General features: G+C 34.9%; 28 protein-coding genes, 1 pseudogene and 1 riboswitch. Of the genes and pseudogenes, 24 read left to right on the forward strand and 5 right to left on the reverse strand.

Going from position 1 to position 25,444, the window contains the following annotated elements:
- Positions 1-11: 11 nt before the first annotated feature.
- From ACX5JI_RS17730 to ACX5JI_RS17760, 7 genes are all read left to right on the forward strand, one after another.
- On the forward strand, positions 12-1,907 hold the full coding sequence (locus ACX5JI_RS17730) for a DUF4430 domain-containing protein (protein ID WP_459502346.1): 1,896 nt from the start codon (positions 12-14) through the stop codon (positions 1,905-1,907).
- Between the two features lie 55 nt (positions 1,908-1,962).
- The gene (locus ACX5JI_RS17735; protein WP_459502347.1) at positions 1,963-2,805 is read left to right on the forward strand and encodes a DUF4430 domain-containing protein; all 843 of its coding nucleotides are present in this window, start codon (positions 1,963-1,965) and stop codon (positions 2,803-2,805) included.
- 22 nt (positions 2,806-2,827) lie between these two features.
- The gene (locus ACX5JI_RS17740; protein WP_459502348.1) at positions 2,828-3,706 is read left to right on the forward strand and encodes an energy-coupling factor transporter transmembrane component T; all 879 of its coding nucleotides are present in this window, start codon (positions 2,828-2,830) and stop codon (positions 3,704-3,706) included.
- The gene (locus tag ACX5JI_RS17745) at positions 3,679-5,340 is read left to right on the forward strand and encodes an ABC transporter ATP-binding protein (RefSeq protein WP_459502349.1); all 1,662 of its coding nucleotides are present in this window, start codon (positions 3,679-3,681) and stop codon (positions 5,338-5,340) included. The genes ACX5JI_RS17740 and ACX5JI_RS17745 overlap by 28 nt, the downstream gene beginning before the upstream one ends.
- Positions 5,313-6,017 carry an ECF transporter S component gene (locus tag ACX5JI_RS17750; RefSeq protein ID WP_459502350.1) on the forward strand — a complete coding sequence of 235 codons (705 nt, stop codon included), beginning with the start codon at positions 5,313-5,315 and terminating at the stop codon, positions 6,015-6,017. Before ACX5JI_RS17745 ends, ACX5JI_RS17750 begins: the two co-directional genes overlap by 28 nt.
- A 423-nt stretch (positions 6,018-6,440) precedes the next feature.
- On the forward strand, positions 6,441-7,565 hold the full coding sequence (gene tnpB, locus ACX5JI_RS17755; protein ID WP_459502426.1) for an IS200/IS605 family element RNA-guided endonuclease TnpB: 1,125 nt from the start codon (positions 6,441-6,443) through the stop codon (positions 7,563-7,565).
- Between the two features lie 199 nt (positions 7,566-7,764).
- Complete coding sequence (locus tag ACX5JI_RS17760; protein WP_459502351.1) at positions 7,765-8,487, forward strand: YwiC-like family protein; 723 nt, start codon at positions 7,765-7,767, stop codon at positions 8,485-8,487.
- Positions 8,488-8,521: 34 nt separating this feature from the next.
- Here the strand turns inward: ACX5JI_RS17760 and ACX5JI_RS17765 are convergent, their stop codons facing one another.
- Positions 8,522-8,713 carry a hypothetical protein gene (locus ACX5JI_RS17765; RefSeq protein WP_459502352.1) on the reverse strand — a complete coding sequence of 64 codons (192 nt, stop codon included), beginning with the start codon at positions 8,711-8,713 and terminating at the stop codon, positions 8,522-8,524.
- Between the two features lie 133 nt (positions 8,714-8,846).
- Positions 8,847-8,945, forward strand: a riboswitch (SAM riboswitch).
- A 103-nt stretch (positions 8,946-9,048) separates the two neighbouring features.
- Between ACX5JI_RS17765 and ACX5JI_RS17770 the strand changes: the two genes are divergently transcribed.
- The 5 genes from ACX5JI_RS17770 (at position 9,049) to ACX5JI_RS17790 (ending at position 11,788) form a co-directional block, all read left to right on the forward strand.
- Positions 9,049-9,309, forward strand: coding sequence for a hypothetical protein (locus tag ACX5JI_RS17770; RefSeq protein ID WP_003202914.1), 261 nt, complete (start codon positions 9,049-9,051; stop codon positions 9,307-9,309).
- Positions 9,310-9,588: 279 nt separating this feature from the next.
- Positions 9,589-9,984, forward strand: coding sequence for an SWIM zinc finger family protein (locus ACX5JI_RS17775; protein WP_459502353.1), 396 nt, complete (start codon positions 9,589-9,591; stop codon positions 9,982-9,984).
- 16 nt (positions 9,985-10,000) lie between these two features.
- A complete protein-coding gene (locus ACX5JI_RS17780) occupies positions 10,001-10,576 on the forward strand; it encodes an NAD(P)H-dependent oxidoreductase (protein WP_459502354.1) in 576 nt (191 codons plus the stop codon).
- Complete coding sequence (locus ACX5JI_RS17785; RefSeq protein ID WP_459502355.1) at positions 10,573-10,926, forward strand: group-specific protein; 354 nt, start codon at positions 10,573-10,575, stop codon at positions 10,924-10,926. Before ACX5JI_RS17780 ends, ACX5JI_RS17785 begins: the two co-directional genes overlap by 4 nt.
- 346 nt (positions 10,927-11,272) lie before the next feature.
- Entirely contained in the window at positions 11,273-11,788 is a 516-nt protein-coding gene (locus ACX5JI_RS17790) for a DUF2269 family protein (RefSeq protein WP_459502356.1), read from the forward strand.
- A gap of 80 nt (positions 11,789-11,868) precedes the next feature.
- Here the strand turns inward: ACX5JI_RS17790 and ACX5JI_RS17795 are convergent, their stop codons facing one another.
- From ACX5JI_RS17795 to ACX5JI_RS17805, 3 genes are all read right to left on the reverse strand, one after another.
- Complete coding sequence (locus tag ACX5JI_RS17795) at positions 11,869-13,134, reverse strand: serine hydrolase domain-containing protein (protein ID WP_459502358.1); 1,266 nt, start codon at positions 13,132-13,134, stop codon at positions 11,869-11,871.
- Positions 13,135-13,229: 95 nt separating this feature from the next.
- Entirely contained in the window at positions 13,230-14,429 is a 1,200-nt protein-coding gene (locus ACX5JI_RS17800; RefSeq protein WP_459502359.1) for an MFS transporter, read from the reverse strand.
- A 14-nt stretch (positions 14,430-14,443) separates the two neighbouring features.
- Complete coding sequence (locus ACX5JI_RS17805; protein WP_459502360.1) at positions 14,444-14,860, reverse strand: MarR family winged helix-turn-helix transcriptional regulator; 417 nt, start codon at positions 14,858-14,860, stop codon at positions 14,444-14,446.
- A 189-nt stretch (positions 14,861-15,049) separates the two neighbouring features.
- Between ACX5JI_RS17805 and phaZ the strand changes: the two genes are divergently transcribed.
- The 12 genes and pseudogenes from phaZ to ACX5JI_RS17865 all read left to right on the forward strand — a co-directional run bounded on the left by phaZ (position 15,050) and on the right by ACX5JI_RS17865 (position 24,082).
- Positions 15,050-15,952 carry an intracellular short-chain-length polyhydroxyalkanoate depolymerase gene (gene phaZ / locus ACX5JI_RS17810; protein WP_459502361.1) on the forward strand — a complete coding sequence of 301 codons (903 nt, stop codon included), beginning with the start codon at positions 15,050-15,052 and terminating at the stop codon, positions 15,950-15,952.
- A gap of 120 nt (positions 15,953-16,072) precedes the next feature.
- Entirely contained in the window at positions 16,073-17,269 is a 1,197-nt protein-coding gene (locus tag ACX5JI_RS17815) for an MFS transporter (protein WP_459502362.1), read from the forward strand.
- Positions 17,253-17,453, forward strand: a complete 201-nt coding sequence (locus tag ACX5JI_RS17820) for an NETI motif-containing protein (RefSeq protein WP_459502363.1) — start codon at positions 17,253-17,255, stop codon at positions 17,451-17,453. Before ACX5JI_RS17815 ends, ACX5JI_RS17820 begins: the two co-directional genes overlap by 17 nt.
- An 81-nt stretch (positions 17,454-17,534) precedes the next feature.
- Entirely contained in the window at positions 17,535-17,693 is a 159-nt protein-coding gene (locus ACX5JI_RS17825; RefSeq protein WP_459502364.1) for an HNH endonuclease, read from the forward strand.
- Between the two features lie 24 nt (positions 17,694-17,717).
- On the forward strand, positions 17,718-18,200 hold the full coding sequence (locus ACX5JI_RS17830; protein ID WP_459502365.1) for an SMI1/KNR4 family protein: 483 nt from the start codon (positions 17,718-17,720) through the stop codon (positions 18,198-18,200).
- 490 nt (positions 18,201-18,690) lie between these two features.
- On the forward strand, positions 18,691-19,026 hold the full coding sequence (locus tag ACX5JI_RS17835) for a hypothetical protein (protein WP_459502366.1): 336 nt from the start codon (positions 18,691-18,693) through the stop codon (positions 19,024-19,026).
- A gap of 39 nt (positions 19,027-19,065) precedes the next feature.
- Positions 19,066-19,344 (forward strand): annotated as a pseudogene (locus ACX5JI_RS17840) (HNH endonuclease); the annotation flags it as partial.
- Between the two features lie 15 nt (positions 19,345-19,359).
- The gene (locus ACX5JI_RS17845) at positions 19,360-19,827 is read left to right on the forward strand and encodes a DUF6985 domain-containing protein (protein WP_459502367.1); all 468 of its coding nucleotides are present in this window, start codon (positions 19,360-19,362) and stop codon (positions 19,825-19,827) included.
- A gap of 419 nt (positions 19,828-20,246) precedes the next feature.
- Complete coding sequence (locus ACX5JI_RS17850) at positions 20,247-20,822, forward strand: hypothetical protein (protein WP_459502369.1); 576 nt, start codon at positions 20,247-20,249, stop codon at positions 20,820-20,822.
- A gap of 433 nt (positions 20,823-21,255) precedes the next feature.
- The gene (locus ACX5JI_RS17855) at positions 21,256-22,227 is read left to right on the forward strand and encodes a DUF3994 domain-containing protein (RefSeq protein ID WP_459502370.1); all 972 of its coding nucleotides are present in this window, start codon (positions 21,256-21,258) and stop codon (positions 22,225-22,227) included.
- A 412-nt stretch (positions 22,228-22,639) separates the two neighbouring features.
- Positions 22,640-23,137, forward strand: a complete 498-nt coding sequence (locus ACX5JI_RS17860; protein ID WP_459502427.1) for a hypothetical protein — start codon at positions 22,640-22,642, stop codon at positions 23,135-23,137.
- A 426-nt stretch (positions 23,138-23,563) separates the two neighbouring features.
- Positions 23,564-24,082: an ankyrin repeat domain-containing protein gene (locus ACX5JI_RS17865; RefSeq protein WP_459502371.1), complete on the forward strand. Its 519-nt coding sequence runs from the start codon at positions 23,564-23,566 to the stop codon at positions 24,080-24,082.
- 268 nt (positions 24,083-24,350) lie between these two features.
- On the opposite strand, the gene ACX5JI_RS17870 is transcribed toward ACX5JI_RS17865, so the two are convergent.
- A complete protein-coding gene (locus ACX5JI_RS17870; RefSeq protein ID WP_459502372.1) occupies positions 24,351-24,983 on the reverse strand; it encodes a DUF6985 domain-containing protein in 633 nt (210 codons plus the stop codon).
- Positions 24,984-25,444 lie beyond the last annotated feature (461 nt).

The following is a 25,444-nucleotide window of genomic DNA, read 5'->3' on the forward strand; positions in this document are numbered from 1 at the left end:
AGTAACCAAGGATGGCAATGATAAAGAAATGGCTGCTTACGTCGATAATGGCAGTTGTATTAGTATTTGTTTCATTCACAAATACTGTACATATTACGTTTGCTGAAGGAAAAACAGCAACACTTGCGATCATTGGGGAATCGCAAAGAGGAGTTATTCTATGTCCGAAAGAGGTACCTATTGAAGATGGAGAAACAGCTTATAGCTTGTTACAAAAAGTAATGGGGCCGAAAGTAACAGCCGAAAATACGCAATATGGTATGTATGTTAAAGGTATTGATGGGTTAATGGCTGGTGAGACAAGTGGATGGACATATGATGTAAATGATAAAGCTGCCATGGTAGGGGCAGATAGTTATAAATTAAAATCCGAAGATGTTGTTGCCTTTCGTTTTGTTGTAGATTGGAGCGATATGAGTACAGAAACAATGCAACAGGTGCTCGAGAAGATTGGAACTTGTAAAAAAGATCCAGAAACAGCTAATCCAGAAGAACAAAAGCCTGAGGAACAAAAGCCAGAAGAGCAAAAGCCAGAAGAGCAAAAGCCAGATGGACAAAAACCGGAGGAACAAAAACCGGAAGAGCAAAAGCCAGATGGACAAAAGCCTGAGGAACAAAAACCGGAAGAGCAAAAGCCAGATGGACAAAAGCCTGAGGAACAAAAACCGGAAGAGCAAAAGCCAGATGGACAAAAACCGGAGGAACAAAAACCGGAAAAACAAAAGCCGCATGAATTGAAAGAACCAATCCAAAATGAATTATTAATGAAGCAATTAGATAAAGCGATTGCTAAAACATCAAAAAAAATGATGGGAAATGGAATTGATAGCGATTGGGTAGCAATGGCACTTGCTCGTTCAGGAAATGATATGCCAGTAGAGACAAAGATTAGTTATTTACAATCTTTAACGCAAAAAGTAGAAAAACGTTTTGGACGATTTAGCGCTACAGATATAGCGAGAACTGTTTTAGCAGTAACAGCGGTAAATGGGAATCCAACGAATGTTGCGGGGGAAAATTTAGTACAAGAGCTGTATCAATCTGAAAAACTAAATTCTGTTACTGGTTATACATTTGCGTTACTTGCACTTGATACAAAAAAATATGAAGTACCAGCTGGAGCGAAGTGGAATCGTGCTGCTTTAGTGAAAGCGATTTTAAACGCCCAGCATACAGACGGTGGTTGGACATATGATGTTGGTAGTAGTAAGAACGGACCTAGTAATATTGATGTAACGGGTATGGTTTTATCAGCATTGGCACCGTATCAAAAACAACCAGAGGTAAAACATGCCGTATATAAAGCAGTGCAATATTTATCCAATAAACAATTGAGCACTGGTGGATTTGAAGCTGACGGTCAAGAAAATTCAAATAGTGTTGCACAGGCAATTATTGGGCTTGCTATTACAGGGATTGATCCAACGAGTAAAGCATTCACTAAAAATAATGTAAACGCAGTTCGTAATTTAATATCATACCAACTTGCAAATGGCGAATTTAAATGGTTGCCAAGCGATAAAGAGGGTAGTGGTATGGCTACTGAACAAGCATTTCTAGCGCTTGTTCAATATAAGGCATTTGTAAATGGAAAAGGTTCAATATATGATTGGACGAATTCCTTGACTGAAAACGATAAAGATTCAGTTGAAGAGCTAAAAGAAACTGTAGTAGATGAGCAAAAAGTAATTGAAAAGCAAGAAGTAATTCAAAAACAACAGGAACAAACAAATGAGGAAAACCCTCATGTTGTTATAAAGAATAAAATAGAAAAGAATGAAAGAACTGCAGAAAATCGTCTGTTACCGAAAACAGGAGCAACTGCTTGGGATACTGCAATGCCAGTAGGAATGGGTGTATTATGTATCGCCTCAGCATATGTTTTATGGAGACGAAAAGCAGCTTAGTAAAAATTAGGAGCAATCATTTGCTCCTAATTTTATTGGGAAAGGTGAGGAAAACATGAGTATGATAAAATGGTTACTCGCGTTTGTTCTTTCATTTGGGTTGCTTGTTGGATGTAGTCCGAATGAAGCAAAGCCTGAAGGGCAAGCGGTATCAGAGCAACTAGAACAAAAAGGTGAGGCAAAACAAGAAGAACAGAAAGATGAAAGTAAGCAGGAAGAATCGCAACAACCAGCTGCCGAGCAAACGCAACCAAAAGAAGCACAAGAGCAGCCAAAAGAAGCACAAGAGCAGCCAAAAGATAATCAAGAGAAAAAAGAGCAAGAACAACCTGAAATAAAACAAGAAGAGAAAAAAGAACAAGAACAACCTGCTGAGCAAAAAGCAACAGAACAACAAAAAACGCAGCAAGAAAAAGCTGAGCCGGCGAAAACACCAGAAGCAAAGACGGAAGAAAAACCAGAAGTGAAAGAAGAGGCTAAAGTTGTTAATCAGCCGAAAGAAACACCGAAGCAGGAACAGCAGAAAGATCCAGAACCTAAGGTAGAATCAAAGCCTGAACCTCAACATCAACCCGAACCGAAACCGCCAGTACCACAAGTGAAGCAAGTTACCATTTCCGTACGTGGAGATCAAGGGTATTTATCTGGTGCGAAGAAAGTCGATGTAAAAGATGGAGATACAGTTTTTGATATGTTAACAAGTACAGGTTTAGATGTTGATTCAACTGGATCGGGAAATAGCAAATATGTAAAAGGAATCAATGACTTATATGAATTTGACAAAGGGCCAAAGAGTGGATGGAAATATCGTGTAAATGGAACTTTTCCAAATCGCAGTGCAGGTGCATATAAAGTGAAACCAGGGGATACTATCGAATGGGTATATGTGCAAAATTAGGAAAGGATCTTCGGTAAAGGTTATGAAAATTATCTTTTCTTCTTTACATCCTTTTGTGAATTTTTTCTATTATATTGGGGTGATGATACTATGTATGGTGTGTCGTCACCCTCTTTTTTTAATTGGTGCAATTATTCTGATGCTGCTAGTAAACGTTATGCAAGGAAATGGTGAGAAAATAAGAAAGATGTTGCCAAGTACGCTTGTTTTCTTTGTAATAGTGATTATAGTAAATCCTTTGCTAACGCATAGAGGAGCGACGACATTATTTCGTTTAGGAGATAATCGAATTACATTAGAAGCGTGCGTGTATGGATTCACAATGGGGTTATTGTTACTTGCGATTATGTTCACATTTATTTCCTACAATGACATTGTTTCAAGTCATAAATTTTTGTATTTATTTTCACGGGTTTCCCCGAAAGTTGCGTTATTAACAATGATCACAATGCGTTTTGTTCCTTTATTTATTCGGCGTTTAAGACAAATTACACTTATTCAAAAAACAAAAGGTGTGCAACTAGATTCAGGCTCACTTATAGAAAGAACCAAAAATGGCATGAAACTTTTGCAGGTGTTGCTTGTCTGTTCTTTAGAAGATGCGTTACAAACGGCAGATTCTATGCAAGCACGTGGGTTTGGAGTGACGAAGCGTAGTACGTACATTCGGTATCGAATGGAAAGGCAAGATTGGTATATACTTGCGTGTTTAGTGATTGTATTACTAAGCTGTTTTGTACTGAATTATTACGGTGGTGGTAAATTATCAATTTATCCGAGAGTGGAATCACTTCTGTTTCAGCAATATGATAGAATCCTATTCGTTTTATTTTTACTATTTATTAGTTTACCAATCATAATGGAAGGGAGGGAATGGTTATGGTGGCGCATGCAGAAATAAAAGACTTAGCTTTTACGTATGCAGATGAAACAGTACAAGCAATAACAGATGTTTCTTTAACGGTGTCTCAAGGTGAATTTGTTGTACTAGCTGGGCGCTCAGGGTGTGGTAAGACAACACTTTTGAAACATTTTAAGAAAGAATTACTTCCGATTGGAAAGCGCAAAGGTAGCATGTATTATAATGGAACTTCATTACTTGAGATACCGGACTTATTGTCAGCGCAAGAAGTCGGAATGGTATTTCAAAATCCGGAAAATCAACTTGTTATGGATACGGTTATTCAAGAATTGGCATTTTCTCTTGAAAATGTTGGTTTAGAGACAAATATCATTCAAAAGAGGATCGCTGAATTAATTAGTTTTTTAGGTTTTCAAGATTTATTACATCAATCTGTTCATACATTATCGGGAGGACAAAAACAACTGGTCAATTTAGCAGCGGTTCTTGTTTTACAGCCTAAATTATTGTTACTTGATGAACCAACAGCACAACTTGATCCCATTGCAGCAAAAGATTTTTTAGGATTATTGAAACGGATTAACGAAGAGCTTGGGATTACTATTATCATGAGTGAACATCGTTTAGACGAAGTTGTTCCACAAGCAACTCGAGTTGTGTTTATGAATGCGGGGAAAATTATATATGATGGAGTCCCGCAACATGTTGTATCAAACATGTGGGCATTAGAAGAATTTCGACCGTTTATCCCTCAAATTCCAAGATTGTTTTTAGAATGGAGTGTAGAAAAAGTCCCTTTTACGGTAAGAGAAGCACAAATGAAAATACATTCTGAATTACCTATAGAACAGGAAGAATCGGTTATATCAAAACCGGAAAAAAAAGAAGTGATTTTACAAGCAAAGCATGTATCATTTCAATATGAAAAAAATAGCTCGTTTATTTTACAGGATGTAACGCTATCGATTGAGCATGGGAAGTGGACTGCGCTTGTCGGAAAAAATGGTACTGGAAAATCAACGCTTTTAAGCGTATTGGCAGGATTACATAAACCTAGAAGAGGAAAAGTAAGGTGGAACGGCACGGAGATTCATAAAATGGATTCAAAGGAACGGTTTAAAAGGATCGGATTTGTATCGCAACATCCGTACTATCATTTTACATTTGAAACGGTGTGGGATGAAGTTTTTGAAAGAGCGAAGGAATTATATGATGATAAAGGGAAAGAAATTGCAGAAGATATGGTAAAACGATTTTGGCTTCATGCAGTTCGCGATCGTCATCCGCATGATTGTAGTGGGGGAGAGCAACAGTTACTTGCACTATGCACAACTGTATTATCGAAGCCAAGTTTATTATTACTAGATGAACCGACAAAAGGGCTGGATCCAGAGAAAAAGGAACGATTAGGGGAGCTGTTTCAAGCGTTACAAAAGGAAGGAACGACAATTGTGATGGCAACACATGACATTGAATTTGCAGCTAAATATGTGGATCATTGTATGATGCTATTTGACGGAAAAGTAATTATGGATGATGCACCAAAGGAATTTTTTAGTGGTAATTTCTTTTATACAACATCTATTAATCGTTTTATTCGTAAGCAATTACCGTATGCATTAACGTGGGAGGATGTGTATAAAGTGTGTCCAAAAGATATGTTGCTCTCATAACACTTATTTTCATTATTGTAATCAGTACACTTTTGTTTACATCTTTTGTAACTGATGAATATTATATTTGGTGTAGTTTATTTGTATTGTTCATTATTATGTTCCCTTTTTATATACGATTTGAAAAGAAAGCATTTGTTTCACGTGAAATTGTGATTGTAGCTGTTTTAGCAGCAATAGCAGCAGTTAGTCGTGTTCCATTTTCTCTTCTGCCGAGTGTACAACCAACTTCTTTTGTTATTATCGTATCTGCAATTGTTTTTGGAAGTGAGACAGGTTTTATGATTGGCGCAACGGCAGCACTTGTATCTAATATATTTTTAGGGCAAGGGCCATGGACACCTTGGCAAATGTTTTCTTGGGGAATGATAGGTTTTATAGCTGGTTTACTTCGAAACACATTTGTAATGAGAACGTTATGGGGGAGAGTTATCTATGGATTTATAGCCGGTTTTGTTTTTGGCTGGATTATGAATTTGTGGGGGATACTTGGCTTTTTAGAAGGATTAACATGGAAAGACTTTATTGCTTATTACGTTGCAAGTTTTTATTTTGATTTAGCTCATGCGCTCTCAAATGTAATTTTTCTTGTTTTGTTTAGCTCGTCATGGATTAGAATTATTACGAGATTTAAAAAGAAATATGGGATTTTAGACGATAATGAGCTATTATCTTAAGGAAACAAAGCATAAGCAAATATCATAAAGCATAAAAATATAACGTAGGATCGCGACTTACATATTCGTTTGCCTCTTTCATGCTTCTTACCATTGGTGAGAAGCATTTTTTTATTCCGCTATTTGCGGACAGTCTGTAAATACCCGATTGATGGGGGCTAATAATCAGCGGGGGATGAATCGCCTTCGGACAAGGGATGGCGATTTACTATCTCGATTGTCCGATTGTTCGAGTGCTACTTGTAATAAATGAAAATAGCTTGCGCTTGCGTACGAGTATCAAAACCATTTTTCTCTTTGTATGCGTCTATTCTCTATAAAGGAGTTTTAGGAAATCGTAATACTACTGTTTGTTTTTCCATGTCTTCACTCCTGAAAAAAATATATAATATGTATGTTATAACGCGTGAGGAGGTGAAAGTCATAATTGTCAATAAAGCATACAAATTCCGTATCTATCCAAACAAAGAACAAGCAATTTTAATCAATAAAACAATTGGTTGTTCTCGATTTGTATTTAATTATTTCCTTTCTAAATGGAACGATACATACAAGGAAACAGGAAAGGGTTTAGCGTATGAAACATGTTCAGCAGAACTTCCTAAACTGAAGAAAGAATTTGTTTGGTTAAAAGAAGTAGATAGTATTGTAATACAGTCATCTGTCAGAAATCTTGCAGATGCGTTTGACCGTTTCTTTAAGAAGCAAAATGATGCACCACGCCTCAAGTCTAAAAAGAACAAAGTACAGTCCTACACAACCAAGCACACCAACGAAAATATTGCCATTGTAGCCAACAAAATAAAGCTACCAAAACTTGGTCTTGTTCGCTTTGCAAAAAGTTGTGAAGTACATGGTCGCATGCTACATGCGACGATTAGACGTAATCCAAGTGGCAAGTACTTTGTATCACTGTTAGTTGAAACAGAAATACAAGCGTTACCTAAAACCGGATCATCTGTTGGTGTAGATGTTGGATTAAAAGATTTTGCTATTTTGAGCACAGGAGAAGTTTTCACGAATCCTAAATGGTTTCGTACATTGGAAAAGAAGTTAGCTGATGCACAACGTATTCTTTCCAAACGCGAGAAAGGTTCTTCAAATTGGAACAAACAACGTATCAAGGTTGCAAGAATCTACGAACGAATTACCAACGCAAGAACAGACTACTTGCAAAAAATCTCTACCGAAATTGTCAAAAACCACGACATCATTGGTATGGAAGATTTGCAAGTGTCGAATATGCTGAAGAATCATAAATTAGCGAAAGCAATTAGTGAAGTATCTTGGTCGCAATTCAGAAGCATGCTTGCATACAAAGCAAAATGGGGCGGTAAACAAGTTGTTGTTGTATCTAAAATATTCCCTTCTAGTCAGCTATGTTCTTGTTGTGGCTACCAAAACAAAGACGTTAAAAATCTAAATCTTCGTGAATGGGATTGCCCTTCTTGTGGCACGCATCACGACAGAGATATTAACGCAGGACAAAACCTTAAAAACGAAGCCGTAAGACTTCTAACCGTAGGGACTACGGGGTTAGCCTACTAAGATAACCGAAGGATACTTTGGTGTTCGTAGGAATCCCCCACTCCAAACAGTCCGTAAGGGTGTTAAGTGGTGGGTAGTTCAAAATGGTACTTTCGTTTGAAAAATGTCAAAGAATTGTTTTAATATATTGCAATTGTTGTATGGTGATTTTTGTATAATAGAAAATGAGAAAGATTTTCAAAGAGGAGATGCCATATTCATGAAGTTAGTTATTCCAAAGCAGCATGGCGCATGGGGAATGCTGCTGATTCCATTTTTACTTAGTGTACTACTTGGTAAGCCTACGTTTTATCATATTCCACTCTTTATCGCTTGGTTATTTATCTATTTAGCGACATATCCATTTTTAATGTACATGAAGCAAACACGAAAGAAAGAATTTTTACATGCAGCAATGATGTACTTTATGATTGCATGTGTTTTTGGGATTGTATCTTTACTATATGAATGGGAAATTCTTTTATTCGCATTTATGATGATTCCACTCTTTATCGTAAATATATACTTTGCTCGTCAGAAAAAGGAACGAGCGTTAGTAAATGATATTTGTGCAATTCTTGTTTTTTGTATAGGCGGTTTAATCAGTTATTATTTTTCGATGAAAACAGTTGATGGAATAGCTATTGGAATTGCGGGTATTTCCTTTCTATACTTTTTAGGTAGTACCTTTTATGTGAAAACAATGATACGTGAAAAGAATAATCCGATTTATCGTTATGTTTCATGGGGATATCATATTTTCTTAATTGTCGCTTCTTTCGTAGTAAATCCATGGTTGTCTTTTATCTTTATCCCGAGTTTAGTTCGTGCCATTGTATTGTATGGTAAAAAAATATCTATATTAAAAGTTGGCGTTTTAGAAATCGTTAACTCCGTATATTTTTTAATTGCGACGGCAATACTACTGCAGTATGCCATTTGATGTATTGCCCATCTCATAAAGAGATGGGCAACATTCATTTTTGTTCTAAAATATGAACGGTATGATCACATTTTTGCAATGCATTTTCCACGGCTTGTAGAGATTGTTCAATTTGTTCCCGATTATCGCTCTTTTCAACAGTTTGTAACGCTTGTTCCAAACAGTTTTTCGCTCCTTGCAATGAGTGGAATGAATCTTGAACATAACCACGGGCATTTTTATCCATCATAAATTCCTCCTTTTGTACATACAATTTTAGTATGAGCGTGAGAAAAGAAAATATAACTTCATTGTAATTACTTTGTTTTATTTGACAATTATAATAAAAGTAGCTTATAGTAAATGTTAAAGTGAATATTTTCTTATCCAGAGAGGTGGAGGGACTGGCCCGATGAAACCCGGCAACCGCGATGCAGGTGCTAATTCCAGCAGAACATATTTGTTCTGGGAGATAAGACGAAGATATAATACGTAACTTCTTCTTATCGAAGAGGTTTTTTTATTACGAAAAAACCGATTCTAAAAACAACAGAATAAGAAGAAAGGGGTTGCAATTGTACTGTGACACTTGAAAAATACGTAAAACTGCGTAATGCAGTATATGAATATATGATGGAGCAAGATAAACCAATATCATTATTAGATATTCAAGAACATATCGTTTCGCATCATGAGGGAAAATTCACGAAAAAAATGTTACATCAATTTTATTTATCGAGGTTATTAGACGAATTAAAACTGGATGGGAAAATTACTTTAGCTGATGAAGAATATCTCTATGCTGAAAAAGGGGTATATTATAAGGCGAGAAAAGGGAGCTAGGCTCTCTTTTTTTATGGTATAATTTGTTTGAAAATTAGAAATGTATGTAGAGTAAAAGACTGCTAAAGCAGCCTGATACAAGGGAATGGTGTTGAGTGTGTAGTGTCAAAAGTTGAATATGCCCTGAAAGAGGCACTTCGTTCGGCTCGAAACGAAAAGAGACACCTTCGCCGAATAGGTGTCAGTCGTTTTGTCATATAGGCTTGCTACTTGACATGTAATAGAATATCACGAAGTGCGAAAGGAAGTCAAAAGGGAATTTAAGGAAGGGGAAGTGTGATGTATGCCTTTTTAGTAAAGGAAATGAAAGAATGGATTCCTAGGCACATTATAGATAGAGGATATGAATATTATGAAGAAGGATATGTCGAGGATGTAGAAATACATAACGATAAAGTATTTGCATTCGTGAAAGGGAATTACGGAAATTATGAAGTAATCATTGATCTTGTAGATTTTAAGAGAAGTAGTTGTGAATGTCCTTATGAAAATGATTGTAAGCATATGGCGGCAGTTATATATGAAATTCAAGGTGTTGGAGAAAAGAATGTGAGAGAGAAGTTGCAAACATTAGAAAAGGAAGAATTGTTAATCATTATGGAAAGATTATTAAAAACTTCTAAAGATGTAATGATTGTCGAGAAGATGTTGAGGGAAGATAAATTTAAATCTTAGAAGGGTGTTTTTGGAGATGAATGTACTAATCATATATGCACATCCCAATCCGTCTAGTTTCAATGCATCCATTTTAGAACATGTGCAAAAAGGACTTCAAGAAACGAATCATTCTATTACATTGCTCGACCTGTATAAGGAACAATTTAACCCAGTACTTATTTTTAATGAAGATAAGAGAAGACGTGATTTAGCATATGAAGAAGAGACAGAGAAATATAGAAACTTGATCAAAGAGGCAGATTCTTTTATTTTTATTTATCCGATATGGTGGTGGGGAATGCCAGCTATTTTAAAAGGATTTATTGATCGGGTTTTTGTGTCGGGGTTTGCATATACATATGAAGGGATTATGCCGAAAGGACTGCTCACTGGAAAAACTGCATGGGTTATTAATACATTAGATTCACCGCTCTGGTACGCGGCACTCTTATATCGCTCCGCTGATTGGGTCATTATGAAGAAGGGTATTTTGCGATTTTGCGGTATACGCCAAATAAAACGTTCTGCCTTTCAGTCTGTAAAAACAAGTAAAGCTGCAAAACGTGAAAAGTGGCTTTTAGAAATACAAGAAAAGGCTAAAAAACTATGAATGAAGTAGAAACGATAATGAAATGCTGTAATCGAAATGATGAGTTGTTTCGCACGTATATCGTTTGTTTACTTCAATTGAAACGTCACAATGAAACGTTTAAAGAGGTATATAAAGAATTAAGAGCGGATTATTTAGTAAGGGGAATATGTGAACGGGAAATTGATGAGATTATTAAGGAAAGTAAAGAATACAACATGTATGATGTACCGAAAGTATTAAGATGGGATTTTTTACGAAATCATCCATCAATGATTGAAGAGGTTTGTACGACGGTATTTACATATAGAACATTAAACCTTTCATGTGATGCATGGCGAAATGTAATGAGATGCATAGAAAATGAATGATTATTACTATAGTTATTATATAAAAAAGCTAGTATAAAATGAAGTTATATCGTTATGAGTCGACGTACAGAGAAAAAGAGCCATATCATTAAATGGCTCTTTTTCTTGTGTTTATTGTAAAATCAAAACGTTTTCAGGGCTGTTATTTTTGGGGGAATTTGATATAAGGTCCTTTATCATCTTAAAAATAAGACCATAGAAGTAGGGACAATTCAGACCATGGCACATTATAAAGTGATTTTGTTTTTATTAAAATGAGTAGGATCAATACAGGGGCGATACCTTTTGTAATAACATATAGAGGTATTTTTCTGAAAAGCAATAGAGTAATTTGGAGGTATAGAAAGTGAGAAAAATAGGCCCTAATGGCATGAAGTGGCTGAAAATGATCCACGTTTTTTTAGTAGTATTATTCTTTGGGGGAATTTTGAGTTCATTGGTGCTCAATCTTCATATTGATATGACAAAATATGAAGAGTCCTATCTCAGCTATAAAACCCTTATCGCAATTAGTGATAATATTGTCAGGTGGGGAGCAATTGGAACTTTACTAATTGGTTTTACATACGGTTTTTTCACCAATTGGGGATTTTTTAAACATAGATGGGTTGGAGTGAAATTTGTTCTTTATATCATCCAAACGATTGTTGGGATTTTTATAATAGACAAATTGATGGTAACGAATATGGAATTACTGGAAACGCAAAAAGAATTCGCTTTAAGCAATCCCGTTTTCATTCAAAATCATGAGATAAGACAATATGCGGTCTATTTTCAAGTTGCCGTTACGATTTTCATATTCATTATTTCCTATTTAAAACCGTGGAGAAAGAAAAAACTTCGATTGAAACAACAGAGTTAAGATGTATTTTTGCAAATTGAAACAGGAAAGCGTGATGATATTTAACCATGCTTTCCTGTTTTTATTATTTAGTTTTAATACTAGTAATGCGTATCGGAATTTTGTAAGTGTTTTGCGATGTCTACGTACATATTGGAATAAGTAGAATGGACATCACCACTTGGTTCAGCATTTGAAGAAAAATGAACAATCACCATATTTGCTTTTGGATCGATATAGAGGTTTTGTCCATAGCTCCCTAATACTTCAAATGCGCCCTGTTCATTATGAGGAATCCACCATTGATTATGATAAGAAATGGTTGCACCTGGCCCGATTGGTAATTCTCCTTCTTCTACGCTTTTTACATTTTCTAAAATAGAGTAAGGGAGAACTTGCATGCCATTGTAGCGGCCGTTATTTAAAATCAATTGCCCAAATCTGGCCATATCTCTTGCAGTCGCATTTAAACCAGCACTTGCTTGTTCAACTCCTGTTTCATCCGTAACATAATACGCATTTTCTTCCATTCCTATTTTAGACCAAATGCGTTCACTTACATTTTCTGCTAATGATTTGTGAGTGATTGTCCGTATAATCCACCCGAGCGTTTCAGATGAACCGTTATTATAAGAAAATGTAGTTCCATGTGGAGCTGTTTCTTTTGCTTCTTGCAACATATCATAAATTTTCATGGGGCCCTTATAGTTTTTACCACGAGGAAGAATATTACTAGCTAAATATAATTGGGCATCTTGATTTTCTAGTCCGTTCTGTATATATCCATGTGTAGGATACTCAGCAGATACTTTCATGTCCATTAACTGCTGAATTGTTGCTTCCCCAAATGGAGTGTTTCGTAATGCTGTAACATATGTGTCAGCGGTCTGATTTACATCGATGCGTCCTTCTTCGGCTAATGATTGTATAAGCGCACCAGTAAATACTTTAGCTAAAGAAGCCATTCCATGTGGCTCATTTTGTTTGTATCCATTAAAATATTGTTCGTAAACGAGTTTTCCGTTATGTATAACAACAAAGGCGTCTGTTTTATTATCATCTAATAATTTCTTTAAAGGTACGTTGCCGCCATTTACCTTTTTAACAGAAAAATCCTCTAAACTTTGTAATGCAGTAGGGAACGGTGAGACTTGCTTAGGATTATTTTTAACTTCGCTTGTGAACGCTAATTCTTTCATATGAGTGTATGACCAACGTAAGTAGGGATCTTGTAACCAATTTACCTTTGTGACGTTTTCTTTAGAAGGGGAGATCTTATTTTGTTTGAAAAAGGCAAATCCAAACCCAGTTACGATAAACAATAGTGTAAGTACAAGCAATAAAAGTGGAGATTTTTTTACATTCATATATGGCCCTCCTTGTTATTTCTAAGTATACGCTCATTTTTTTAGAAATACAAAATAAGGAAAGTAAACAGAGAAGTTTACTTTCCTTATGAATATTAAGCTGATATCTTTCCATCTGTACGTTGCTTTTTGAACTTTTGTTTTCTTCCGTGTAGGAAGTAATAAATAAGTAATGTAAATGCAACGATAATGGCAGCGATGAAATACATATTATGATAGCTTGTTTGTGCAGCTACGATACCTAATATGAAGGAACCAAACCCGATACCACTATCAAAGAATGAAAAATACGTAGCTGTTGCTGTACCGCGTCGATGGTTCGGAGCTGCGGAAATAGCAATGGTTTGGAAACTTGGAATTAATGTTCCATAACCTAAACCAATTAATACACCTGCACCAAGGAACCAAAATGACGTTTGTGCTTGGCTTAAGGTGAACATTCCGATTGTAAAAATAACAATTGAAGGATAAACAAGTACATTTTCACCGAAACGATCAAATATCTTGCCTGTAAATGGACGAGAAAGCACAACAACAAGTGCGTATACGATAAAGAAGTAACTTGCAACTTCCCCTAAGCCAATTTCTTTTGCGTAAATAGGAATGAAAGATAAAATGCCACTATAAGAAAAAGCAAGAATAAATCCTGTAAGAGCGATTGGAACAGAAGAAGGTTCAATTAAATCTTTCCATTTCATTCGTTCACGTTTTTGTTTACTTAAAGGTTTTTCATGCGGAATATCTACAAGTAAACTTAATAAAAATGCTAATAATGAAAATATAGAACAAACGATAAATAAAAATGTAAATGAAAAATGCGAAATAATTGTTAAACCTAAAAAAGGACCGATTACCATCGGCAGGCTCATAAAAACGCCAAAATAGGCAAGTGCTTCACCGCGTCGATGTGGCGGTGCGACATCTGTTACAATTGTACCTGTTGCTGTAGTTGCCATTCCGAATCCAATCCCGTGAAGGAAGCGAAGGGCAAGTAATAAAAATAAACTTTGTGCACCGAAATACATGACGGTAGCAGCTAAAAATAATGAAAGAGAAATAAATAAGATTTTCTTTCTTCCTAAATCGTCAAGCCATTTTCCAGTAAACGGACGGCATAGGACAGAAGAAATAAGGAATACAGTTGCGACTAAACCAATTTCTTCCGGTTTTCCTTTCAATCCGTCTATTACATAGACGGGCAGGGTAGTCATAAGCATGTAAAACGTTAAAAAGAGAAACAGACTACTAAAACAAGTTCCAAGGAAGTCCTTCGTCCAAAGTCTCTCACTTTGCATCGTTATCCCTCCAATTAATCTAAATTTTTAATAATAGTTTGTAGCACTTGAAATGCTCGTTGCAAATCGTCTTCATCAATATGCTGCAACGTTTTTTTTTCGAAAGTATCAACTTCCTCTTGCCATACTGGAATCATTTCCAGTGCTGTTTCTGATAGTGAAATGAGCTTTTCACGGCGATCTTTTCCTTCCGTTCGAATGATCCATCCCATTGTTTCCATACGCGTTAATGTGCGAGTCATTGTTGGAGATTCAACGTTTAAGTATTGGCATAACTCGGTTTGTGTACAAGGTCCAGTTTGATTGATTCGGAAAATGACAGCCCATTGTGCACTAAATAAACCTGTTGGTGACACTCGTTCGTTAAATTTTTTCGTAAACTTTCGAGAAGTTTGACTGACAATGTGAAAAAAATGCTGTTTTTCGTCCATTTGTTTGATCCTTTCAAATTAGTTACCTAGCTAACTATATACCTTTTTACCAGAATTGTCTAGTGATAGACATGTTGTTTTATGTAAAAAAATCGTGATTTGTTTCTGTTGAGAACATACATTCTATATGGTATTCTAAAATTGTGTTCTGAATTTTCTTTCTACTAAACTTGAATGGGGGAACGTGAGATGATTAAGCCTATAGCAATGGAATTTGTTTCGTTATCAAACGGAGAGACGATCGCATACCAAGAAATTGGAAGGGAAAATAAAGAAGTCCTTGTACTCATTCACGGGAATATGACATCCTCGCAGCATTGGGATTTAGTCATTGAGAAATTACAAGATGAATATCATATTTACGCCATTGATTTAAGAGGTTTTGGAAAATCAACGTATCATAAACCGATAGATTCATTGCGAGACTTTGCTGATGATGTGAAATTATTTATAGATGAATTGCAATTGAAGAAGTTTTCACTCATGGGGTGGTCAATGGGTGGTGGCGTTGCGATGGAGTTTACAGCTTGTCATCCGCAGTGCGTGGAAAATTTGATTTTGGTTGAATCAGTTGGAATGAAAGGATATCCTATTTTCAAAAAAGATATAAATGGTCAACCTATCACATCTACGTTATTAAAAACAAAAGAAGAAATTGCGCAAGATCCTGTTCAAATCGCTCCTGTACTAGATGCCATTAAAAATATGAACAAGTTCTATTATCGAACAGTATGGGACTTACTCATTTATACACATAACAAACCAGAACCAGAGCGTTATGAAAAGTACTTAGATGATATGTTAACGCAGCGTAATTTTGTAGATGTGAACTACGCTTTGATTACATTTAATATTTCGGATGAACATAATGGGGTTGTACCAGGGAATGGACATATCCACCGTTTGCAAGTGCCTACACTTGTCGTACAAGGAGATCGGGATTATGTCGTCCCGCAAGTCGTTGGAGAGGAATTAGCAAAGTATCTTCCTGATGCTACTCTCGTTATACTAGAAGATTGTGGACATTCTCCATTTGTTGATTGTTTAGATGTATTTATAAAGCATGTTACAAATTGGTTGGAAAATAGATAAGCTGAACGATATAAAAAGAAGTTAGCGGGATTTTTCTAACTTCTTTTTATATGGTTATACATACTTGGTTAAACAGTTTATAATGAAGGCTGGTGAACATGTAAAGGGAGAGGGAAGCGGATGTCAACACGATTTACATTTTGGATTATGGTTGGAATTGTTGCGATTTCTGGGCTATCGCAAGGGATGCTTTTGCCAGCAATCGCAATGATTTTTGAACAAGAAGGAATTCGTTCTAGCTTTAACGGGATTCATGCAACGGCGTTATACATTGGAATTTTATTTATTTCGCCATGGCTTGAAAAACCGATGCAGCGGTTTGGGATGAAGCCGATTATTGTAATCGGGGGCTTTCTCGTTATTATTTCATTATTCTTTTTTACACAAACATTTTCATTTTGGGCATGGTTTGTCCTTCGCTTTTTAGTTGGTGTAGGTGATCATATGTTACATGTCGGAACGCAAACATGGATTACGACAACAGCTGACCCTAGTAAAATCGGAAGACAAGTATCTATATATGGAGTCTTCTTTGGGATTGGTTTTGCCGTAGGACCATATTTAGCGAGCACTGTTCAGTACGGTCTTGCAACGCCGTTTATTGTATCAACGATTCTTTGTTTAATTGGATGGCTATTATTACTTCCAACCAAAAACGCCTTTCCAGAGCAAGATGATGCGGGAAAGAAAAATGAGTCATCACTTTCTCGTTATAAACAAGTATGTTCTCTTGCGTGGATTGCGCTTATGGGCCCTTTAGCGTACGGCGTTTTAGAAGCGATGTTAAATAGCAACTTACCTGTATATGCACTCCGAAAAGGCTGGTCTGTATCTGATGTCTCCTTCTTATTACCAGCATTTGCAGTTGGTGGAATTATTACGCAAATTCCGCTTGGTATATTAAGTGATAAGTATGGAAGGGACCGCATCTTAACATGGACGTTCAGCATAAGTACAATCATTTTCTTACTTGCTGCTTTTTTCGATCAATATTATTGGATTGTATTTGGGTGTATGCTGTTAGCTGGAATGGTGATCGGTTCATGTTTCTCTTTAGGGCTTGGCTTTATGACGGATTTATTACCAAGACACTTACTGCCAGCTGGAAATATATTGTCCGGAATTGCGTTTAGTATAGGAAGTATTATGGGACCTGTATTAGGGGGCGTATTTATAGAGAAAATACAGTATACAAGCCTTTTTATAGCGGTTATGATAATAATGGCAATCATTGCGCTTCTATATATCACATATATGAAAAATCAATTCGCATCAAGAAAACTAGAAAGTGGGTTAGGGCATGACAAAACAACCTAATAAGAAAAAATTTGAAGTACAGGGGAATGAAACAATTACAGACTGTTTAGCACGTATGGAACAAGAAGGATATGCACCTTCTCGCCGCATGGAAGAGCCAATCTTTCATGAAGTAAAGAAAGATGGACAAACGGTTGTAGAACCATGTGGAAGAAAAATTGTATTTGAAGGAAAGTTGAAGTAAGGAGAGGTCGTGAAAATGACCTCTCTTTTTTATCCTACATGAACTGCCCGTAAAAGCCCGATTGGTGAGGGCTAATAATCAGTGGGAGATGGAAAAGAGATGGATGTGCAGTATAGGCCAGAACCTTGGCAACATACTGAAGTACCGGGGAAAATGGAGTTGGTTCCTTTTGGAATACACAATATTATGATTCACAATGGTGGAAGGTCGGCTGGAATGTGGGCCTATGCTCCTAGATAGTAAACTAAAGAAAGAGGTAAAAATATGAAAATAAAACAGGATACTATTGTAAAACCATTACCTTCAGAAGAGTTAATAAAAAAACATGAAAATTTTTGGAGATTAAAACTACCAGGTTCATTTTTGGATTTTATTAAAGTGTATAATGGTGCAGAAGTTGAAGGAGCTACATTTGTATGTGATAATCGTAGTTATGCGATAGAAAGGTTTTTATGTATGCTGGATGATATTGGAAATAACCCTAAAGGAATCTATGATATTGATGTTGTATTTTCACAGATAGAGGAAAGATTAACTGATAATGAAGATTTACTAGGTGCAGAGGTATTACCGATAGCTAGCATATTTGCAGGGGATTTTGTATGCTTGGATTTTAGAGGGAATAAAGAGAATCCATCGGTGTGCGTATGGTCTCATGAAGAGTCAGAAGAGTTTGAACCAGTGTTTTATAAAATAGTGGATAACTTTACTGAGTTTTTAGCGGTACTACAATACAACTGGTTATAATGACTTTGTAAGTAATATGACACTTTACTGGAAGACGAATATAAAGACATAGAATGGACGCGGAAACTAATGAACTCGTACAAGATTGTAAGTTTTAACGTAACACCTGTCATGACATATGGAAGGTGTCATACTGTACTATAAAACTTACAAATTTAATCACTAGTGAAATTTAATGATACTTAAAAAACATATGAACTTAAAGCACTTGATTGTCTACGAAAGGCAACAAGTGCTTTGTTGCGTTTAAGCATAAAATTTAAAGGGTTCATTACAATTTTATAAATGCACCAAGTGTTAAAATTTTTACAGTAATTTTTATGACTTGTAACGGCTATGTACAGTGTATGACAGTTGTAGAGAAAAATATAAAAGGGATTAAATTAACAACTAATCTTGGCTTTATTCACAAAAAGTGAATGAGGGAAATTTTTTTTATTCAAATATAGTACAATCATTCCAAGATGGAAAAAATATTACGCTTTACCGAGTGAGACTAGCAGGCCTAAAAGCAGAAAAATACGGAAATGAAAAACTGTATCAGCTTGGCCAAAAAATAGCCGGGGGTGTAGATTATGTAACAGCTACATTCAAAGGCGTTGAACCAGCTGGAGACGGTACATTGATAGGGAAGCAAGTTGGCCCAGGGAAGGTTACCGAGTGGGTTAATTCGCGCCATGCAGGCAGCAATAATAAAATCAATGATGAGATTCAGGGGCTTGAGGCTTCGCTTGCTAGTAAGGGTACGGGTAATAGAGATGCTGATATTCCGCGAGCCTTTAAGCAAGAGGAACTTGCCAGTACATATGAATCAAGATTTAAGTAAACACCCGCAGAAACGAATTCAAATGTCGTTTTTGAAGAGGCTAGAGATTATAATTTTAAGCAAGCAAATGAAAGATTAGCAAGTCAGCTTAATAATTCACCAGAATTGGCAAACCAATTTGGAATGGAAGCTGGTGGAATTACGGCAAAAGATATAGAAAAATACCGAGTAAAAAATAAATTAACATGGCATGAGTTAAATGATGGAGTTACTATACAACTTGTGCCAACAGAAATAAACGCCAAATTTGGACACCTTGGTGGAGTTGGTGAAATAAACGCAGGAGCTTTTGAACCTGGAGGATTTGCAAATAAATAATAAGGAGATTATAAAATGACAATAAATGATAAAGTTTTTGGAGAACTTGATTATCAGTATACATGGGTAGGATACAGAACCATAAAGTTTTTAGGAAAGGACACGGAGATAGCATTATTAATTGGAGGAGAAGATGATGGTAAATTTGATGAAGCTCAATATGTGGCATACAATTCATTAATGGATAATTGGGAGAAAATCCAACATAACATATTACAACCAATTTTAAATTATTATAAACAAAAAAGGCATGAGCTTGGTTATGATGTTGCATTTAATGAAGACTACCCATTAATTGAAACAGTTGCTCAATTAATAGAACATATAACATTAGTAGGTATTTCTGTTCCGTATGATTTCCTTCGCGATGGACGTGATGTAGGGGTCTCGTTTGATTGTTCATGGGATGAGGAAAATGGTTTAGGAATTCGTCTTATAAATGAAAGGGTAGATGAAGTAGGTTATCAAGATGTCGCTATTTAAAATAGGCTGTTAAAAAGTACATACTCCATGATGGTTGTATCTTACAAACTTAGAAAACAAATGAACTTAAAGCACTTGATTGCCTATGAAAGGAAACGAGTGCTTTTTTTTGTTTTAACGTGAAATTTTAAAAAGAGACCTATAATTTTATAAGTGCACGAAGTATTAAATTTTTAGAGTTTATAATGGCTATGTACAGTATACGAAGGTAATAGGGGAAGATTGTAAAAGGTGTCAAAGTAACAACAAATAAAACTTTTATTTAAATTCAGTTTCTTAAATATAAAAAGTAAATACAAGAACAAATTCCATTCGTTAAATTGGTTTCATACCTCATCTGAAAATGATATGATTGCATTATCAATATTATCTAATTATTCAAATGTATTATAAGAGAATGAAAAAGAGGAGGAGAAGTCATGGGTTTTTTTAATAGATTTTTTAAGAAAGTGGAGCAAGTAAACAATAATGAGGCACCCCTCAATGAATTAAATGAAGAATTGTATGTTGAATCTCCGTTAGATGAAGCCAATAGCTATTGGGTCTCAATGGCACAAAATTTAATTATCAATACTGTAAAAGCCGCTGATAATAATGTGGAACGTGCTTTTATATTACTTAATTTGAAAAACGGTGAGGCTTCATTTGATATTTTTTATCAAATGAACGGGCAATTGTATTTTTGGGATCAGTTAGAAAATCAGACGATTAAAAATAGAATTAAGAATGAGTTGTTACCACAAGCTTCGGAAGTTTCAGATGCAGTAAACCGACAATTTTATGAAGCGGACCATCCTACAATTTCGTTTGCAGAGCTGCAATTTGAATGGGAAACAAAGGCCTGGTTTTCACACATCATCTGGGAAGACGACCCTGCCTCACAATTACCAAAAGCTCAAATATTAAACGAATGGTTCAGCATAATCAAAAAGGAAACCCAGGATAAACCACTTGATAGTGATACAAAATTTTCTTGGTATCCATCAATCTCTTAAAAATCTAGCAGTATTTAGCTAGATAAGGAAAAGGTAATATGTTAAGAATCATCTATAGAAGCGGTAGCCAACTACGTTTAGTTAATAAAAATGGTGAGTAAGAAAATGTTATTATCTTTCTAAAAAGGATAATTATGTGATTTATTTTCCCGAATCTCGACAGGGGCATAAAGGAGATCTTTTCATTTGGAATGAATTTGAAGAGGAATGATACCTTTTCAATGTAAAATTATGTCCTAACCTACTGCATAATTTTAATAAAGTAGTAGTGAGTAGGAGGGAGGAGAACAAATGTAGAAGGCGCTCAGTTTGACGAAGGTGTGAAGGAACAAGTATGAAACATGATATAGAAGTTTATTTTGAGCAGTAAGGGAACTTGATAAATTGATTCTACGAGTATAATCAGTAAAAATTTAAAGAGGATAAATTAGTCATGAAAGCAAAGAAACTAGTAGGTGTAGCAGTTTCAGTTATGTTGTTATTTGGTTGTGGGGTATCGGATAAAACTGAATCTAAGGAAACAAAGACAGAAGAGTCTAAACCCGCTAAAGCAGATGAAAAGAAGGCCTTTGTTAAGAAAGAGAAGGTATCAAAAGAAGACTATACAACTAGAGTAGTTGGACTAGTTGAAGAGTTTGATACTACATTTAAGAAACATAATGATACAATAGGAGAACTATTTGACGGCAAGAAAAAGAAATCAGACGTATTAGATTCAATAAAAGAATTGGATGGGGTATTAGATAAGATTGAATCTATAGACCCACCTAAAGAGTATATAGAAGAACAGAAAAACTTTGAAAAAGCGACTGGCTACTTTAGAGAGTCCTCTAAAATAGTAAAAGAAGTGTTTACTAGAAAACCAACTAGAGAAAAAGGCGGAAAGACCGACAAAGAAATGATTGAAGAGTCAGAGAAGATTCTGAAACAAGGTGACGAATATTGGTATAAAGCAATTAACTCACTTAAAGATAAGAATACAAAAGTCGGTGATGGTACAGTATCGGTTAAAGATATTAAAGACTTAGATAAGAAAGCCGGAATCGACTATGATGCGGTACAGAAGAACGTAATAGATGGTACTGAATTAATTGGTAACTGGGGCGTACAGACTTCAGACGGATTTAAACTAGCATTTATTTTAAAAGGTGGAAGTCCTAAAACTTTTGAAGTTTACAATGTAGGTGAGTATCCGAGGAAGACTAACCATATAGAAGGTACGTGGGAATATGATAAAGCTAGTTTAACATTAAAACTACATATCACAAAACAAATATCAAACGGTGTAGAAGCAGAGGTTGTTCAAAAAGACATAGATTATAAAGTTCAAAACTATGATAAAAAGAACTTGCAATTATTCAATGATAAGTCATTTAATACAACTAATTATGTGAAACAAAACTAAAATAAGTAAGGATTAGGTTACTCAGTAAAATTGTTTGATTTTATAAAAACTATTTTAAAATTAAACAATTTTACCTTTTATTCAGAAATGCAATTTTGTACCAGTGTATTGATAGGAGGTGCACATGAAGCAAAAGTATTATTTGGGCAATTAGAAGCGGGTGATTAGGAACGTTATAAGGAGTTTCCAATATACAAGCTCTATGAACAACTTTTCTCAACAATTGTTACAGTTTAAAAGGTTTATATCTGGTTGCTAAATTTATATAATATCGTGCGCTTAGTGGGTATAATTCTGTCACTTAAGTTGGTGCAATTGTAGAAAATGTATTTTTATATTTTAATACTTAATTTTAGTATTATTAGATGAGGAAAATATATTGGAAGTTCAATTAGAATATGGAGTGAATAGTTTGTTTACAATAGAAAATTACACAAGTTCTTTAAAAAAGGGTCTTCAAAAAAATTCTGATGATCTTATTCGAAATATAAAAGGGACACTTCATTTTAATTATTATAATGGGATAGATTTAATAGATTTCACAGCTTTTGTTCAGTCATTTGAAATGTCCATTGTAATGTATTCTATGGATGGAGGAGCAAGTGAAGTCTTTTATGAAGGAAATGATAGCAGTATCTTTTCAGGCAGTCACGATTTGATAGATGATGTAGAATACTACAAATTCCCTGATGGTAAATCAGATGAATTTTGGGAGTTTTATGAACAAAACGATGAAGTAATATCTAAAATTGAAACAAAAGCTATAGTGGAATGGTTTGCTGCCTGCTGGAATAAAGCAGGTGGTACAAGCGTGAAATTACCCTCTTATTTTAGTTTTCATGATTATGATCAATGCTTTGATTTACATAACAATAAATGGATTACTGATGGTGATAAATGGTTTGATTGAACCATAGAACTTGAGTGGGTTAATACGCACCATACGATGTATTATTACAAAAGTTAATGAAAAATGACGTTGAAGTAACATTTGACTTGAATCGAGAAAATACATGTAAATAAGGTTGAATAGAACACCTAAACACTTTAAGTTGTTTAGGTGTTTTCTTTTGTAAATTAGAGATAGAATAATAGGATAAGCGCGGAAGAAATAGTAAGAAAGTATAGTATTGTGGCCCTATAATTAGTAAAGAAAATTTAACTTGGGCACCAAATAAAAGTATTACCAATATAATATTGAAAATTTCGGAAACGTTGCAAATAAATTGAAAGCAGTCGATGCGGCAGGTGGAAACTTAGATGATATTGTTAAAATACTAGAAGACCTTGGAAAACAAGCTGCTTCTAGAAGATAAAAATTAAAGGAGAAACTAAAATGGATAAGACTAAAATTGCAAAAGCTATTAGAGGCGCCATTAAAAATGGCCAATTGGATACATTAAGAGATTTACTTGAGAAAGAGCCAGAAATGTTAACATGGATGACACCTTTTGGTACATGGTTACATGTAGCAACATCTCATGGACATTTAGAAATAATAGAATATCTTATTAATGCTGGGATGGATATTCATGTGCAAGGTGGAACTTTTTCTACAAATGCCCTTGAAAGAGCGGCTACAAAAGGGCATTTAGAGATTGCGGAATATCTCATTAACCATAATATTGAAATCGATACTAGTGAACCCGATAGAAACCCTCTGTTTGCTGCAATATATGGTGGTCATTTTAAGATTGTTAAATTGTTAGTTGAGAATAATATAGATATATCTATAAAATACTCTGGTGACAACATGAAAGGTATGAATGCTTATGCATTCGCTAATGAAAGAGGACAAACAGAAATTGCTGAATATTTAAAGAGGAAATTAGAAAAAAGTTGTACTAGTTATTAATTTTCAGTTGGAACTTGTACCATTAAGTATTCATACTATCATAAAGCATTATGAGAGAAGAACAAAAGGGCATTAGGTAGATGCCCTTAGATAGTTATACTAACGAAAGAGATAAAACCATGAAAATAAAACAGGATGCTATTGTAAGACCATTCCTGTCGGAGGAATTGATAAGAAAACATGAAAAGTTTTGGAGGCTAGAATTACCAGAGTCTTTCTTAAACTTTAATTAAAAAGATGCTACAAACATTAATTTTAGTAGAAAGAGTTATTTACTTTTCAACCACTTCTTCCTAAATAATTTCTTATCATCTAATAAGTTGTTCTTAGCTAGTTCAAAACACACTAACCAAAAATTCTTTTGCCACTTTGAACAGTCTTCCTCATAATCCGTAAGCATCTGAAGCATACAGTATGAATCAGATGGCTGAATATGAATCATATCATTTTTGAAAAATAAAGCTGTAAGACCATGCTCAATAGATAGCAAGCAATTTTTATGAAATGAAATTGCAAAGTAAGCATAGTTGTCCTTCGTATAGTCAGGTAAAATCTCAAATGTAGGAGTTCCTAAATAAGAATGGATTTCTTCCATACTATTAAAAGTAATAGGGTTAAAGGAATGGTCATTTTCATTGTATATTTCGTATCTCATTAAATCTTTAAAGTGCAATTCAAATAGAGCATTTAGTATATTTTCATAAATAATATCAAAGTGTTCCTTTAAATAACATAGCGTATTATAAGCTTCTTTTGTTAAAGGTTGATTACTTTCTAAATACCCATCTATCTCAATGTTTTTTTGTTTAAAAAACGAAACAGAACAATTTACGTTTATAGATCCATCCCAACAGTCGTGTTCTTCGGAAAACTTAAAATTGTCTACTTTGTATAACAACATTCACACCTACCTAATTAAATTTTGTTATTCATAATTAACGCCCTCTTATTAGCGAAGTTTAACGGCAAAATAAAAACAGTTAGGAATGTGTTGCCCGACTGTTTTTATTATGGCACAACCGAAGCATAGCGGAGAGTATAGTATAATTTCAATTAATTTGCAAAAAAGGAAAGTATTTTTTAGTCTTGAAAAATAGCTGTAATCCTTATAAATTCCATCAAAAATAAATAACATCCCTTTAAATACTAAATCCCAAGCGTACAACGGTGCAACATTTTTATAAACGTATTTGTATAAATAGGGAAGCTATTTTTAAGGAAGAACTTTTTTAGTAAAATAAATGGGTTGACCAATACTAGTTTTCTATTCTAGAAAGAGGGTATTTTAGTAGAAAATAAACGTAAGCGTCAAGGTTAGGCCTCTTTTCTTCTTGTTTATTTGTTTTTTGCAATCGCTCACGC

The sequence above is a fragment of the Bacillus sp. C1 genome (genome assembly GCF_054570475.1).